This is a genomic window from Mesorhizobium sp. ISC25 (assembly GCF_042295465.1).
In the GTDB taxonomy this organism is placed as follows: domain Bacteria; phylum Pseudomonadota; class Alphaproteobacteria; order Rhizobiales; family Rhizobiaceae; genus Mesorhizobium.
In genome coordinates this window covers 310,480-327,032 of the sequence record NZ_CP135441.1, presented here as the reverse complement: position 1 = coordinate 327,032, position 16,553 = coordinate 310,480, and the positions used below count along the sequence as shown (strand labels likewise).

4 protein-coding genes are annotated in these 16,553 nt (G+C 65.1%); 2 read left to right on the top strand and 2 right to left on the bottom strand.

The annotated features are described in order from the left end of the window. Nucleotides 1-249: 249 nt before the first annotated feature. Both RQ479_RS01690 and RQ479_RS01685 read right to left on the bottom strand, forming a co-directional pair. Entirely contained in the window at nucleotides 250-6,300 is a 6,051-nt protein-coding gene (locus RQ479_RS01690; protein ID WP_376703892.1) for a translocation/assembly module TamB domain-containing protein, read from the bottom strand. Then, nucleotides 6,300-8,225 carry an autotransporter assembly complex family protein gene (locus tag RQ479_RS01685; protein ID WP_376703891.1) on the bottom strand — a complete coding sequence of 642 codons (1,926 nt, stop codon included), beginning with the start codon at nucleotides 8,223-8,225 and terminating at the stop codon, nucleotides 6,300-6,302. The genes RQ479_RS01690 and RQ479_RS01685 overlap by 1 nt, the downstream gene beginning before the upstream one ends. Nucleotides 8,226-8,498: 273 nt before the next feature. On the opposite strand from RQ479_RS01685, the gene RQ479_RS01680 reads away from it, so the two are divergent. Both RQ479_RS01680 and pbpC read left to right on the top strand, forming a co-directional pair. After that, nucleotides 8,499-13,979 (top strand): alpha-2-macroglobulin family protein, encoded by a 5,481-nt coding sequence (locus RQ479_RS01680; protein ID WP_376703890.1) that lies wholly within the window; start codon nucleotides 8,499-8,501, stop codon nucleotides 13,977-13,979. Between the two features lie 270 nt (nucleotides 13,980-14,249). Continuing rightward, on the top strand, nucleotides 14,250-16,355 hold the full coding sequence (pbpC, locus tag RQ479_RS01675; RefSeq protein WP_376706076.1) for a penicillin-binding protein 1C: 2,106 nt from the start codon (nucleotides 14,250-14,252) through the stop codon (nucleotides 16,353-16,355). Nucleotides 16,356-16,553 lie beyond the last annotated feature (198 nt).

Genomic DNA, 16,553 nt, shown 5'->3' with positions numbered 1-16,553 from the left:
TTGTTGGCTTTCTGCCTTTTAACATTCCGCATTCGCGCCATGATGTCAAAGACGGCACGGATTGGGAACATGCCAAGGAATGTGCAACTTTGAAAGCAGGGCGGTTCGCGCGATAACGACAGTCTTGGCGCAAATTTGCTACTGCGCCAGGGATTTCGTCCGAAATCTCAACGGGCGATTAAACTGGGACATTCGCGGCTGCGTCGCGCGTTCTTCGGACAAGCAACCGTTCTGCGCGAACGGCTGGTTTCAATATTCCCGTTCGTAGAAAACACCGCCTTTGGCTTCGCCGGCGTCGGTTGCCTCGCCACGCAGCTTGACGCCGCGCCCCACGTCGAGATCGACGGTTGCCTTGCCCGAGCCCGGCCTGTCGCCCTTCTGGATCGTCACATAGGTGCGGTCGTTGAGATACTTGCCCGCCGAGACGGCGGTGCCGCCCTGTTCGTCGGTGATTACGTCGAGATCGTCGACGCCGATCGCGCTGCGCAGGTTCTGCAGCAGGGAGGTCGAGCCGCCGACGCCGGCCAGTTGTCCGGCAGCCTCGGCAAGCTGCGCGATCTGCAGCGGCGACAGGTTCGACATCGAACGGCCGAAGATCAGCTGCGCCAGCACCTCGTCCTCCGGCAGCGCAGGTACCGACGAGAAGGTGAATTTCGGGTTGTTCGCCTCGCCCGACACCACGATGGTCACGGTGGCGCTGGTCGTCTTCGATTGCGCCGTGAGGTTGAGGTAGGGCACCAGAGAGCCGGAGAAGCCGACTGTGCCTTCGGTGAAGGTCAGCCGCTTGGCAAGAATCGTCAGCCGCCCGCGCCGCAAGGTGAAGGTGCCGACCGCCTGGGGTGACGATGCCGGACCGGTCAGCCGCAGCGAACCGCCGAGCTCGGCGTCGACGCCCCTGCCCTGGATGAAGATCTGGCTCGGCGCATTGACCGTGACGTCGAGGTTGAGGCCGCTGCCTCCACTGCCGTTGCTTGCAGCGGCAGGGCGCAACGCCTTGTCCTGCGCACGCACGGCGGCCGGCGCATTCTTGTGCTTGACGTTGAGCTCGGCCAGCGAGCCGGGCAGCTTTTCGGGTACGGTGATGACGGTCTTGGCCAGGTTGACGGTACCGGAAATCACCGGCGCAGAGGTGAGCGGTCCCTTGACGGTCAGGTCGCCGCCAAGATTTGCGGTGACCACCTTGCCGTCGGTATAGCGGCCGTCGACGAGCTTAATCGACAGATCGGCCGGAAAACCCTTAGCCGGATCGATGCCGACGGTGCCGCTGGCCGAAAGGCTGCCGCGCGTCGACAGCGTGCCGGTCAGGCGATTGATCCTTGCCACGCCGCCACCGATGGCGACATCGGCAGTGATGTCGTTGATCGCAAGCCCCGAGCGCGCGTCGAGCAGGCGGGCGCCTGACGTGCGGACCGTGCCTGAGATCACCGGCGAAGTCGCCGGGCCGCGCACCTGCACATCGACGTCGGCCGTGCCGCTCAAGGATAGGCCTTGCGCGGCGAGTGTCCTGGTGAGAAAGGCGAACGGCACCTTGCCGGAAAACTTGAGATCAAGGGTGGGCGCGCCTGATGTCGTCATCGTGCCGCCGCCCTTGAGGCCGAGGCCGGCGGCATCGCTCATGTTGGCGTCGAACGTCAGTCTGTTGCCCGAATACGTACCTGAGGATGAAACGCCCATGCCGCCGAAACCTGCACCACGGGTCTGCGAGGTCTGAACGCCTGCGGCGTCGATCTTGAAGGCAACGGCCGGATTGGCCGGCTCGCCCGTCACCTTCACAGTGCCCGAGATGGAACCGGCGGCATCGAGGCCCGGCGAAAAACTGTTGGCTATCGAGATCGGTACGCGCGCCAGCGTCGCGTTGAGGTCGAGCGCTTGCCCAGCCTTGCCCGTGACCGTCGCCGTGCCGCCGCCGAGGTTGAGCACCAGCCTGTCGAGGCTGGTCACTCCATTGGCGATGTTGATGGTCGAGGCCTGGGCGATGGCCGCCTTGATGCCGCGGATGGTCGCCTCGCCGGAGGCAAGTTCGACCGTCGTCGTGCCCTTGACCGCCCTGACCCGGCCGGCGGCCTTCAGCGGAATATCCTTGACGGAGGCGCCACCGGAAAAGCCGGTCCATTCGCCGTCGCGCTTGAGATCGACGTTGACGCCCCGAATAGCCGTGCCGCCGGAAGTTACGCTATCGGCACGGATTTTGCCCGAGATCACCGGTGCCGCCAGATAGTTGGCGATCAGCGCATCGATGCTCACGGCCTTGGCCGAGACATCGCCGCGCGAGATCGAGGCCGTTGTCGCCTTGACAGCGACCTGTGGCACCGTGCCCGCCTTGGAGAAGGCGATCGTGCCGCGCACATCGCCATCGGCCTTTTCCAGTGCCAGGGCCGCAAGCGGACCGATATCGGGCAGGTCGAGTGCCACGGTGCCGGCCGGCACGAAGACATCGTCGAGCGCCAGGTCGCCGGAGATACGGTTCTTGCCCAGCGACAGCAAAAGCCCGTTGATGGCGCTTTTGCCGTCCGATGTCGCCAGCACGGCGCTGCCCTGCAGTGGCTGGCCACCGACATTTCCGGTGAGTTGCACATTCGCCGCCGGGTTCGCGGCGTCCGCCTTGCCGGTGGCGGTGAGCTTCAGCCCGGTGATCTCACGCGCGGCCACTGAAAGCCTGTCGCTGTTGACAGTCAGCGACAGATCCGGCGCGGTACTGGCGCCTTGCGCATTCAGCGCGAAAGAAATGGCGCCTTTGGCATCCTTGGATAGCAGCGAGACGTCGCCTAGTGCGCCTTTGACGTCGGCGCTCAGCTTGTTGTCGGCAAGGCTCGCCTGCCCGTCTGCCGTCAGCGAACCGGACGACAGCCTGACGGCGTTGGCGGTGACATTGCCGTTGGCGTCCCGCTTCAGCGCGGCACTGAATTGCGTTCGCTCGGCAAGCACGCCACGTACCGCCCCCGGCAGTGCCGCCGAGGCGGCATCCGCATTGACATTAAGGTCGATAGCGCCGTTGGCCAGCGAGACCCGCCCGTTGAAGCCGCTGTTCAACGCGTCGCTGGTCACCGTGCCGCTATCGATGACGATGGCATCGGTGGCAAGGCTGCCGGCGAGTTTGGCGGTGACCTTGCCGGCGATCAGCGGCGCGACGGTCGGATTGTCGAGGCCGATTTTTTCGGCGATCACCGAGCCGGAGATCGGCCCGCTCCGGGCCTTCACGTCGAAGCGATCGGAGTGCAGCGCAAGCGTGATGCCCTCGACCTTAGCGAGATTGGTGGCGGCCGATGACAGCGTTGCGGAGATGTCGAGCTTCGGCTGGGTGCCCTGCCCGGCCGCCTTCAGCGACAGTGCCTGCAGCTCGAGCTTGATCGGGCTCGCCTTGCTGCCGAGCGAAAGCGGCAGGCTCGGGCCGGTGGATGCGAGGTCGAGCGAGAAATCGCTGGCGCCGTTCGGATTGATGGTGCCCGCTGCCTTGCCGGAGATTTTCTCGCCGGCAAGCGTCGCCTGCTCGATGGCCAGGCCGCTGACCGACGAGAAACGGCCTGCCGCATCGAGATCGAGCGGCCCGAGCCCAGCCTGCCGGGTCTGGCTGGTTTCGGCGCCGCTGAGCCGGGCGTTGAAGCGGATGTCGGGGGCAGCCGACGATCCCGTGACCTGCGCGGTGCCGCTGAGCGCGCCCACGGCATCGAGGCCCGGTGAAAAATCATTGGCAAGCGCTGCCGGCACCGCCGACAAGGTGGCAGCGAGATCGAGTGTCTGGCCAGCCGTACCCGACACGGCAATCGAACCACCGCCGACACCGAGCGCCAGTTTCTCTATGCTCACCACGCCATTGGCGATTGTCAGCGCCGATGGCTGCGCGATAGCTGCCTTGATGCCGCGGATGTTCGCCTCGCCCGAGGCAAGCTCGATGCTGGTGATGCCGTTCGCAACCCTGACCCGTCCGGTAGAGCTGGCCGGAATTCCGCCGACCGTGGCGCCGCCGCTAAAGCCGGTCCAGTCACGATCGCGCTTCAGGTCGACATCGATGCCGCTGATGACAGTAGTTCCGGAGGTGATCGTGTCGGCCTTGATCTTGCCGGAGATCGCCGGGGCTTTGAGATAATTGGCGACCAGCGCGTTGACGGCGATTGTCTTCGCCGCCAGTTCGCCGCGCGAAATCACGGCGCTCGTCACATCGATCGCGACCGTCGGCGCTCCGTTGTCGTTCGCAAAGCGGATGGTGCCGCGCACGTCGCCGGCTACCGACTGGCCTGCGAGTGTGGCCAGCGGAGCAATATCGGCGGCATCGAGGGTCAACGTGCCGAGCGGCAGCAGGTTGTCGTCGAGCCCGAGGTCGCCGGAGACCTTGTTGTCGGCTAACGAGACGGCAAGTCCATTGATGGAGCGCTTGCCGTCGGTGGTGACCAGCGATGCCTTGAGGTCGAGCGGCTGGTCGTCGACCGAGCCGGTCAGCGAGACATCGGCGGCAGGACTGGTAATATCGGCCTTGCCGCTCGCGCTCAGCTTGATCTGCTTCACCGCATGGCCGGACGCCGTCAGGCTGTCGCTGTTGGCCGAAACCGAGAAATCCGGTGCGCTGCGCGCGCCGCTTGCCGTCAGCGCGAAACCGACGGCGCCGCCGACCTTGGCGCCGACCAGCGGCGACAGCACCGACACGTCGCCGAGCGTGCCCTTGATATCGGCCCGGATATCGGTGCCTTGCGCACTGGCGGTGCCGCTGGCGCTAAGCGTGCCGGAGGTGAGTTGCAATGCGTTGGCGGCGAACGCACCATCCGGGTCGCGTGTCGCGGTTGCGGAAAACTGCACGCGCTCGCCGAGAACCGAGCTGATCTGCGGCGGCAGCGCCGTCGAGGCCGCGTCGGCATTCATCTTGAGCGTCATCGACAGATCGGCGAGCGCCACTGTGGCCGTTACGGACGCATTGAGCGCGTCGCTGCGCAGCGTGCCTTCGTCGACGACGACCTGATCCTTGCTGACCGAGCCGGCGAGACCGGCGCTGACCCTGCCCGTTACCAGCGGCGCCAAAGTCGCGACGTCGGTGTTCAGGCCGGCCGCCGTCAGCTTGATGGTGACAGGCCCGCTACGGTTCTGGATGTCGAAACCATCGGAATGGACTTGCCCGATCAGGTTGTCCACCCGCGTCCCGCCCGCCACCACCGACACCAGCGACGCGCCGATATCCACCATCGGCGCCTTGCCACCGCCGAAAGCGCGGGCCGTGGCATCCTTGATTGCCACGGTTATCGGCTGCGCCTCGCTGCCGAGGCTGAGCACGATCGGCGGCCCCTTCGCCGCGAGTTTCACCGAAAGATCGCTGGCGCCGTTCGGATCGACAATACCGGCGGCGGTCGCGTGCAAGGCGCCGCTGTCGATATTGGCGCGCTCGACATCGACGCCGCCGGCCGCGGTCGCTGTGCCGGCGAGGTCGAAGCTGGTCTTGCCGGCAAACAGCGGTTTCAGGGTTTCGGGCAGGAAGCGCTCGAATTCGCCATCGCCATTGGCCTCGACATAATGACCCTTGTCGGTGAGCTGATGGCGACCGGTAAGCTGGGTGACGATCCGGCCGTCGACAACGAAAGTCCCGATGCCATTCCAGTTGGCAAGCGGTCCGGTGCCGGAAACGACAATGTTGACCGGCGGCGCGCCCGGCAGGTTGAGCAGGTTGGCGATGATGCCGCCGGCCGGCTCGGATGCTTTAAGGTCGAGGTCGAGCTTGTTGTCGGCCGGCGCGAAATGGGCTTTGGCGTCGACCGTGCCTTGCTTGCCGTCGTGGCGAACGATGTTGAGGTTGGTCTCGATCGCCAATGGCGAGGCATCCGCCTTGAGCGCTCCCTTGGCTGCAAGTTCGGCGACACCGCTGCCGGCCAGAGCCTGCCCGAGCGCGATTTCGGGAAGGTCGAGCTGCTTGACGTCGATGGAAACCGGCAGCGTCGTCGCTCCGCTTTGGCTCGGCTGTGTGCTGGCCACCGGCAGCCTTGCCAACTCGATACGCTCGGCGCCAATGCGATCGGCGCTGAAGCTCTTCGACAGAAGTGCCAGCGGCGACCAGTCGACAGCCACCTTGCGCGCCACCATCCAGGCGCCTTCGCGATCCTCCAGAACGACATGATCGACCCTGAGCGCGCCCGACCAGATGCCGTCGATGCCGACGACAGTGACCTTGCGATCACCGGTCGAGGCCATAGTCGAGATGATGCCGGCAAGGTTTTCGCGGCCGCCCTCGGTTTTGGTCAGCACGACAAGCGCCCCCACCGCCGCTGCCACGATGATGAGCAGCGTGTAGAAAAGGATACGGAGGATGCGCCTGAATATTGCCATCAGAATGCCTGGCCGATGCCGGCATAAATGCCGAAATGAGGATCGTCGGGGCCGCGGTTGAGCGGCACTGCCGCGTCGATGCGCAGCGGCCCGAACGCCGTCAGATAGCGCAAGCCTACACCCGCGCCGACCTTCATGTCCGAAAAATCGGGGACCTGCCTGGTCGACACCGTGCCGGCATCGACGAACGGCACGACGCCGATCTTGTCGGTGACCGCGATGCGCATCTCGACCGAGGTCTCGAAGAAGGAAAGCCCGCCGATCGGCTCTCCGTTGCTGTCCTTCGGGCCGATGCCTTGATAGGCATAGCCGCGCACCGAGCCGCCGCCGCCGGAGTAGAAGCGGCGGTCGGCCGGAACATCCTGAAGACCGGCGCCGATGATCGAGCCGATGGCGACACGTTCGGCGAAAACGAATTTCGAGGCCGAATCGAGCGACTGGTAGGCCGACCCCTCGCCCTTCAGCTTGACAAAGGCAGCCCCGCTCAAAATGTCGTAGCTCGGCTCGGCATAGGCCAGCACCCTGAAGCCCCGGGTCGCATTGAGCTTGTTGTCGCGATTGTCGTAGACATATTGCAGTGGAATGCTGGCGATCAGATACGTGTGCTTGCCGAAAGCGTCGTGGATTCTCGAATAATCAAGCGCGACTTGCGCGGAAACCGTCTGCTTCTTGTCGAGTTCGTAGGATAGGCCGGTGCTGCCCTTTACCGAGAAATGGTCGTAGGCGTCGGGGTGCTCCAGCACGGTATTGACGCTGGCAATGAATTTCGACGCCGGCCCGACCACGCCCGGCTTTTCGAACATGACGCCGGCATTGTAATTGAGCTGGGTCAAGTCGTTGCTGCCGATGCCGCTGATCTTGCCGTCGATGCGCAGCTTTTCGGCGCGGCCAAACAGATTGCGGTGCCCCCAATAGCCTTCGAGGCCCAGCCCTTCGGTATTTGAGAAGCTGCCGCCAATGCCGAAATAGCGCGGCTTGCGTTCGCTTACCTGGACACCGATCGGGATGTTGCCCTCGGCGTCGAGGGCGTCGGCTTCCTTCACCGTCACGCTGTTGAAGACCTCGAGCCCGAGCAGCCGGTCGCGTGCATCGTCGATCTCATCGGGCGAATATTGGCGGCCGCGCTTCAGGCCGGTCATATATTCGGTGAAGTCGCGGTTGACCTTTTCGGTACCCTCGACAGTGGTGTCGCCATAGCCGGCGACCGGCCCGGCTGCGACGGTGAGCGTCACGTCGAGCGTCGAACCGGCGTGCTCGGCGACGATCTCGCGGCCCGTCACCTTGGCCAGCGGCCTGCCTTCTTGCTTGAGTGCCCGCACGATCGCCGCCTCGGCTTTGAGCACGGCGCCCGAACTGGCGTCACCGCCGGCGATCAGACCGAAATCGGCACTTGCCAGCCCCGCTGCATCGCCTTTCAGTCTGATGTTGCCAAGCGTGAATTTCGGCCCGGCCGCTATGTTTATCACCACCGGAATCGGCTGCGGGCCGGAAAACTCGGCATCGGGCGGCAGATCGTCGAGCGACTTGCCCTGAATAGTGATGGTGACGACACCCTCGTAGCGCGCATCGGCGTAGAGCGCGGCGACAAGTTGCTCACGGTCGCTGCGCGCCTTGGCCAAAAGACCCAGCGAACCTGATACCGGGTGTTCCTCGTCGGCTTTCAGCGCCGAGGCGTTTTCGAGCTTCTCGGCGAGATCCTTGTCGGCGTCCGGCGCCTCGATCGTCACCGCATAGCGCAGCGGGTCGACGATGTCGGCATCTTCGTCTTTGGATCCCCACAGTTTGATGCCGAAAATCTCGAAGGCGGCAGCGCTTCCGGTTTCGGCAACAAGTGCCGTCGAGCACAACAATGCGAAAAGCAGGGCGCGCGAAAGCGCGCGCCGTGGCGCGGTTCCTCCCGACATCTGCCTTTCATACGCCGGCATTACGCTCCTAGCCTAGCTCGCAAACCTAAAATTGGAATGAAGTTCTGAAGCACTCGTAAAGGGGCCACAATCCAATTGCTGAAATAGACAGGGCTTGGAACTCACACCTTCTGCGTCGCCGCAAGAAAGCGTGATCCCCTGTCCTATGGAGCTACTACCGGTCACCGGCCGGAAAGCAAACCGTTGGCAGGCGGATCCTGCCGCGTCCTGATGTTGACAAGCGCGACTGAAGCTTGAACATTTCTGGACGTAAGCACTTGTCTGGAGGGGTTTATGGCAATGCGCGCGGCTCGTGGTCTATCGATTCTTTTCCTTCTCTTTTTTGCCTGGAGCGGTGTCGCTCAAGCGGCCGAAGCCCGGCGGGTGGTGACATCGGACAATTCCGACTATTTCGGTTTCGATCTCAGATCCGACCAGAATGTCAGCCTCGACCAGTGCAAGACCACCTGCCTCGGCGACCCGGCCTGCCGCGCCTTCACCTACAACCTCAAGGCCAAATGGTGCTTCCTTAAATCCGATTACAATTCGTTGAAACCCTTCGGCGGCGCCGTCGCCGGCAAGGTCGTCAACATCGACGGCGATCCCGACATCGGCGCGCCACCCGAGCTCGCCTTCTTCCCCAACTGGATGGCCGACCAGGCCCAGCAATACCGCAACAAGCTCACTGGCCCGACCTACACCAAGCCGACCGAGGGGCTGACGGCGCTGAGGGCGGCCGCCGAACAGTCGGCGCTGACGGGCGATCATCGCTCGGCCATGCACAAATACGAAGCGGCGGTTTCGGTGTTGCCGGATGATGGCCAGCTCTGGCTCGAGCTGGCGCGCGAAACGCTTGCCGTCCATCCGACCGCCAACAGTTCGGAGCCGTCGACCCGGCCGGCGAACGCCACTTCCGCCGCCTTCAACGCCTACAAATTGCTGCGCACCACCAAGACGCGCGCCGACGTGCTGGCCCTGCTCGGGGACGGCCTTGATCGCCGCGATCTCTACAGGCCGGCCCTGCAGGCCTACGAGGCGAGCCTCGCTTTGGTCAATTCGCCGGCAGTCAGGGCCGCCTACCAGGATCTCAAGGCCCGCAAGGGCTTCCGCGTCATCGATCATACCGTCGATGCCGACACCAGCGCGCCACGCATCTGCGCGCAGTTCTCCGAGGAGCTGGTCAAGACCGGCGTCGATTATTCCCAGTTCGTCACCGTCGACAACGCCGCTCCCAAGGGCGTCGAAGCCAAGGACAAGCAGATCTGCGTCGAAGGGCTCGAGCACGGCCAACATTATGACGTGACCTTCCGCGCCGGCCTGCCGGCCGCCATTGGCGAGGTCACCGCGGCACCGGTGGTTCTGTCGATCTACGTGCAGGACCGCGCGCCTTCGGCCCGCTTCACCGGCGACAGCTTCGTGCTGCCCGCCGGCGCACGCCGCGGCATACCGGTCGTCACCGTCAACATGAATGCCGCCGAAATGAAGCTCTTCCGCATCGGCGACCGCTCGCTGGCCCAGCTTCTGTCGGGTTATCAGTTCCTGCGTCAACTTGACGGCTACGACATTTCGAACATCTCCGAACAGATGGGCGAGCCGGTCTGGCAAGGCCAGCTCGAAATCGCCAACGACCTCAACAAGGAAGTCACCACCTCCTTCCCCATCGACGAGGCGTTGCCGAAACGCAAGCCCGGCGTCTATGTGCTGACCGCACAAGCCGTCAACGATCGCAGCGACGACTATGATTCGCACGCCACGCAATGGTTCGTCGTCTCCGATATCGGCCTGTCGACCTATACCGGACAGGATGGGCTGAACGTCTTTGCCCGTTCACTCGCAACCGCCAAGCCGATCGCCGGCGCCGAGCTGACGCTGCTGGCCAGGAACAACGAAATCCTCGGCACCGCGACCACCGACGCGGAAGGGCGGGCGGTGTTCAATCCCGGCCTGACGCGCGGCGACAGCGGCATGGCGCCGGCCGTGCTGATGGCCAGACAGGGCGACGACGATTTCGTCTTCCTCGATATGGGCCGCGCCGGCTTCGACTTGTCCGACCGTGGCGTCGCCGGACGGCCGGCGCCTGGCGCGCTCGACGTCTATGCCTGGACCGAGCGCGGCATCTACCGCGCCGGCGAAGATGTCCATGTCGCGGCTCTTGCCCGCGACAGTGCCGCCAAGGCGGTCGAGAACCTGCCGCTGACCTTCATCTTCTCGCGGCCCGACGGCGTCGAGGACCGCCGCATCGTCAGCGACGGCGCATCGGCCGGCGGTCACGCGGTCGACCTGCCGCTGGAACCCAACGCCATGCGCGGCACCTGGACGGTGGCGATCCATACCGATCCCAAGCAGGCACCGGTCGCCAGCCAGATGTTTCTGGTCGAGGACTTCGTCCCGGATCGCATCGAGTTCGACCTGTCCTCCGACAAGCAGGAGATCGCCCAGGGCGAGACCGCCAACATTACCGTCGACGGCCGCTTTCTCTATGGCGCGCCGGCCGCGGGCCTGGCGCTCGAAGGCGAATTGACGCTGTCGACCGGCCGCGACTGGGACCGCTTCAAGGGCTATTCCTTCGGTCTGGCTGACGAACAGTCGGCAGAACCGACGGTGACGCCCTTCACAGGCCTGCCGGTGGTCGGCGAGGACGGCAAGGCGACCTTCCCGGTTTCCGTCGATCAATTGCCGTCGACCACCAAGCTGGTCGACGCCAAAGTCACGATCCGGATGCGCGAAACCGGCGGCCGTGCGATCGAGCGCTCGCTGAACATCGGCATCCGTCCGCAGGGCCACATGATCGGCATCCGCCCGGATTTCGACGACGACGAGGTGCCGCAAGGCGGCACGGCCAAGTTCAGCCTGATCGCCGTCGACCCAGACGGCAAGCGTGAGGCGCTGAAGGGCGCGCAGTGGTCGCTGGTCAAGGTCGAGCGCAGCTACCAGTGGTACCGCTCGAGCAACTCCTGGAACTATGAGCCGGTCACCTTCACCAAGGCGGTGGCCAACGGCCAGGTCGACCTGAGCGTCGACGGCGAGGCTACGGTGTCGCTGCCGGTCGACTGGGGCCGCTACCGGCTCGAGATCGAGACAGCGGATCCGGAAGGTCCGGCCACCAGCTACGAGTTCGACGCCGGCTGGTATGTCAGTTCCACCACCACCGAAACGCCCGACGGCCTCGAGATCGCCCTCGACAAGGATACCTATGCGGCGGGTGAAGTGGCCAAGCTCAAAGTGTCGCCGCACTTTGCCGGCGAGCTGCTCGTCACCGTCGGCGCCGACAAGCTCCTGAAGACCGTCACCGCCAGCGTGCCGGCAGGCGGCAGCACCGTCGACATCCCGGTCGGCGACGACTGGGGCGCCGGCGCCTACGTCACGGCAACGCTGTTCAGGCCGGGCGATGCGCAAGAGACACGCATGCCGGCCCGCGCCATCGGCGTCAAATGGCTGAAGCTCGATCCCGGCTCGCGGAAGCTTGCCGTCAGCTTGGCGCCGCCGGACAAGACCATGCCGCGCCAGCAGCTGTCGATCCCGGTCGCCGTCGCCGGCGTGCAGCCCGGCACCAACGCCTATGTCATGGTCGCGGCCGTCGACGTCGGCATCCTCAACCTGACCAACTACAAGATACCGGATCCGGAGAACTGGTTCTTCGGGCAGCGCATGCTCGGTCTTGAGGTTCGCGACATCTATGGCCGGCTGATCGATGGCTCGCTGGGCACAACCGGCAAGCTGCGCACCGGCGGCGACGGCGCCAACATGCAGTCGCAAGGCAGTCCGCCGACCGAAAAGCTGGTCGCCTTCTTCTCCGGCCCGGTCCAGCTCGACTCCGACGGCAAGGCGCGGATCGACTTCGACATACCGCAGTTCAACGGCACCGTGCGCGTCATGGCCGTCGCCTGGACCAAGGAAGCAGTCGGCCATGCCCAGTCCGACGTCATCGTGCGCGATCCGGTGGTAATCACCGCCGGCCTGCCGCGCTTCCTGGCGCCCGGCGATTCCGCCGTCATGCGGCTCGACGTCGCCGACACCGACGGCCCCGCTGGCGACTACAAGCTGACCATCGACACGACGGGCGACCTGTCTACCGGCAGTGCCGCCTTGCCTGAACAACTGACGCTGGCCAAAGGCAAGCGGCAGACACTGACCGTGCCGTTGATTGCGCAGACCGCGGGCAACGCCTCGATCACCATCAAGCTTGCGCATGCCGACGGCACCGCCGTCGAGCAGACGCTCTATGTGCCGGTGCGCCCGGCGCAACTGCCGGTGACCACCCGCATGGTCGTCGACCTCAAGGGCAATGGCGGCGCGCTGCGCGTCGACAAGGAACTGCTGGCGGCAAGCCTGCTCGATGGCGCTTCGGTCAGCGTCGGCGTTTCGCAGGCGGCTGCCTTCGATGTGCCGTCACTGCTGATGACGCTCGACCGCTATCCTTATGGTTGCGCCGAACAGACCACCAGCCGCGCCATGCCGCTTCTCTACGTCAACGAGATGGCTTCCGGTATCGGCATGGCCAGCGACCCCGATCTGCATGGCCGCGTCCAGGACGCCATCTACAAGGTGCTGAGCTACCAGGCCTCGGCCGGCAGCTTCGGCCTATGGGGTCCGGGTTCCGGCGATCTGTGGCTCGACGCCTATGTCACCGATTTCCTGACCCGGGCGCGCGAGCAGAAGTACGACGTACCGGCCCTGGCAATGAACCAGGCGCTGAGTAATCTGCAGAACGCGATCGGCTACGATCAGGACGTCCAGGATCGCGGCAGCGAGATCGCCTATGCGCTCTATGTGCTTGCCCGCAACAAGAAGGCTTCGGTCGGCGATCTGCGTTATTATGCCGACACCCAGCTCGAAGCCTTTACCAGCCCGATGGCCGTCGCCCAATTGGCGGCGTCTCTCGCGCTCTACGGTGACACGCAGCGCTCGGAGGCAACCTTCCAGGCCGCGCTGCAACTGGCCAAGTCGACGCCCGAATATGACTATTACCGGTCCGACTATGGCTCGCCACTGCGTGACGGCGCGGCGATCCTGGCGCTTGCCGCGGAAAGCAAGCCGGTGCCGACCATTGTGCCGGCGCTGATCCAACTGGTGACCAGGGAACGCGCCGACGCCAGGTGGACCAGCACGCAGGACGAGTCCTGGATGCTGCTGGCGGCCCGCGCGCTGAAGGCCGGCAATGATTCGATCGCGCTGACCGTCAACGGCGCACCGCACGCCGGCGGTTATTCGGACCAGATCGCCGGCAGCGACCTGGCCGACAGTCCGCTGACCATCGTTAATACCGGCAGAAATCCGCTGCAGGCGGTCGTCACCACTGTGGCCTCGCCGATCCAGCCTCTGCCGGCCGGCGGCAACGGCTTTACCATCAGCCGTACCTACTACAAGCTCGACGGCACAGGGGCCAACGTGACGGAGGTCAAGCAGAACGAACGCTATGTCGTCGTGCTCAAGGTTTACGAGCAGAACAGCTGGCCTTCGCGGCTGCTGATCACCGACCTGTTGCCGGCCGGCTTCGAGATCGACAATCCGGGCCTGGTCTCCAGCGCCCAATTGACGAACTTCTCCTGGCTGGCTCAGACCGATGCCGCCCATCTCGAATTCCGCGACGACCGTTTCGTTGCGGCGTTCAATCCGAACGATGGCGACGGCGACCGCAATATCACGCTCGCCTATGTCGTGCGCGCAGTGACGCCGGGCACCTACGCCCACCCGGCAGCAACGATCGAGGACATGTACCGGCCGCAATATTCGGCCCGCACCGCCACCGGCATGATGGAGGTCAAGGCGCCGTAGGCAAAAAATGGCGAACAGGAAGATGGCGATGGCGCTGCCCCTCATTGCCCTGCCGGGCATTTCTCCCCGTATAGAGACGGGGAGAAAGAGGCATGCGCCGAAGTTTTCGCCGAACTCTAACGTCGCAGAAAAGGCGCCAAGGGTCGCGACAGCCCCCTTCTCCCCGTCACTAAACGGGGAGGTGAGGCGTGGTCCGCGTAGCGGACGAAAAGCCAATTGCTTGGCTTTTCGAACGACGAACGCCCGAAGGGCCGTTATGCCGGCAGGCGGATGAGGGGCGGCGCCATGCTCTCCAGAAAATTCCTGCGCCGAGCGGCCATCACGGGCATTTCCTTCGCCGGTCTCGCTGCAATCACCGCCGCCGCCCTCTGGCAGCTCGACCGCGCTTTTCCGCCGCCGCTGCCAGCTGCGCTGACGGTCTCGACCGAGGTGCATGACCGAGACGGCCAGCTGCTGCGCGCCTTCGCCACGCCGGATGGCTATTGGCGGCTCGCTACCAGCCTGGACCAGGTCGACAAGCAGTTCGTCGACATGCTGGTCACTTATGAGGACAAGCGCTTCTGGGATCATCAAGGCGTCGACGTGCTGGCACTGGCGCGTGCCGCCGGCCAGTTCGCGACCAGCGGCCATATCGTCTCCGGCGGTTCGACGCTATCGATGCAGCTCGCCCGGCTGATCGAACCGCGCGACAGCCGCAGCCTCGGCTCGAAGATCAAGCAGATGCTGCGCGCCGTCCAGATCGAACGGCGGCTTTCCAAGCGCGAGATCCTCGAACGCTATCTGACGCTGGCGCCCTATGGCGGCAATCTCGAAGGTGTGCGCGCCGCTTCGCTTGCCTATTTCGGCAAGGAGCCGAAACGGCTGACGGTCTCGGAGGCGGCCCTGCTCGTCGCTTTGCCGCAATTGCCGGAAAAGCGGCGCCCTGACCGCAACCTCGACGTCGCCCATGCGGCCCGCGACCGCGTGCTGACCCGCATGGTCTCGGCAGGCCTGCTCGGCGAACGCGAGGCCGCGCGAGCGGCGCTCGACGATGTGTCGGGGCTGCGGCGCACCTTGCCGGCACTCGCCGCCCATGCGGCCTATGCAATGCTGTCCAAGGCCATCCTCGGCCAGAAGCTGCAACTGACGATCCGCAAGAGTGTCCAGGAAGGGCTGGAGCAGGTGGTCAAGGATGCCGCCGCCAGGCTCGGCCCTCGCCTCTCGGTGGCCATGGTGCTGGCCGATGCCCGCACCGGCGATATCCTTGGCGAGGTCGGCTCCGCCGATTTCTTCGATGCCAGCCGTTCGGGCTGGATCGACATGACCAAAGTCGTTCGTTCGCCTGGCTCGACGCTGAAGCCGTTCATCTACGGCCTCGCCTTCGAACAAGGCCTGGTGGCGCAGGAGACGCTGATCGAGGACAGCCCCGCCGATTTCTCCGGCTATCGGCCGAAGAACTTCGACATGGGCTATCAGGGCGATGTCAGCATCAGGCAGGCGCTGCAATTGTCGCTCAACGTGCCGGCGATCCGCGTGCTCGACGCGGTTGGCCCGGCCCGGCTGATGGCGCGCTTTCGCCAGGCCGATGTGACCCCTATCCTGCCCGTCAACGAAGCGCCCGGCCTGGCGATCGGCCTCGGCGGCGTCGGGGTGACCCTGCGCGACCTGGTTCAACTGTATGCCGGCCTTGCCAATGGCGGCAAGGCACACACCCTGCATGACGGCACCGAGCCGGCGAACGCCGAACGCTCGACCACCACCATCCTCGACGGGCAGGCGAATTGGCAGATCACCGACATCCTGTCAGGCGTCAAGCCGCCCCAGGGTGCCGCCCAACGCGGCATCGCCTACAAGACCGGCACCTCCTACGGCTATCGCGACGCCTGGTCGGTCGGCTTCGACGGCCGCTACGTGCTCGGCGTCTGGGTCGGCCGACCGGATGCCGGCGCGGTGCTTGGCCTGTCCGGCTACGTCTCGGCCGCGCCCATCCTGTTCGAAGGCTTTGTCCGTTCCGGTTTGGCCGCAGTGCCGCTGCCAAGCCAGCCGGCCGGTGTCCGGCGTCCGAAGCGCGAGGAGCTACCGGTGACGCTGACGCGCTTCGGCGCCGGCACCGATGGGCTGGTGCAGGCGACGCCGACCGAACCTGCGCCAACCATCATCTTTCCGCCCGACGGCGCCCGCGTCGATCTCGGCACTTCCTCGGCCGATGCCTCGCCGCTGGTGCTCAAGCTGCAGGGCGGCCGCGCACCATTCCGCTGGCTGGCCAACGGCAAGCCGCTGGTCGGCATTGACAGGCGGCGCACCGCGACCTGGCAGCCGGACGGCGCCGGCTATTCGACGCTGACCGTGATCGACGCGGCGGGACGCGCGGCCAGTGTGAAGGTTTTCGTTGAATAGACGGCGCCAAGCGATTAACTGAATTGGTTTTCTATAGGTCGGCGGATAGCAGGATATTCACCCATGCCTGTTCCGAAGCACCCCCCTCTGGCCTGCCGGCCATCTCTCCCGCAAGGGGGGAGATCGGATGTCTCCATCGTTTTCGCCAATCACCAAAGTTGGAGAGCAAGCGAGGCGGCGGAGCTGCCAATCTCCCCC

Excerpts from the sequence above, each read along its gene's own strand:
- RQ479_RS01690 (WP_376703892.1), bottom strand. The coding sequence starts at position 6,300 with ATGGCAATATTCAGGCGCATCCTCCGTATCCTTTTCTACACGCTGCTC.
- RQ479_RS01685 (WP_376703891.1), bottom strand. The coding sequence starts at position 8,225 with ATGCCGGCGTATGAAAGGCAGATGTCGGGAGGAACCGCGCCACGGCGC.
- RQ479_RS01680 (WP_376703890.1), top strand. The coding sequence starts at position 8,499 with ATGGCAATGCGCGCGGCTCGTGGTCTATCGATTCTTTTCCTTCTCTTT.
- pbpC (WP_376706076.1), top strand. The coding sequence starts at position 14,250 with ATGAGGGGCGGCGCCATGCTCTCCAGAAAATTCCTGCGCCGAGCGGCC.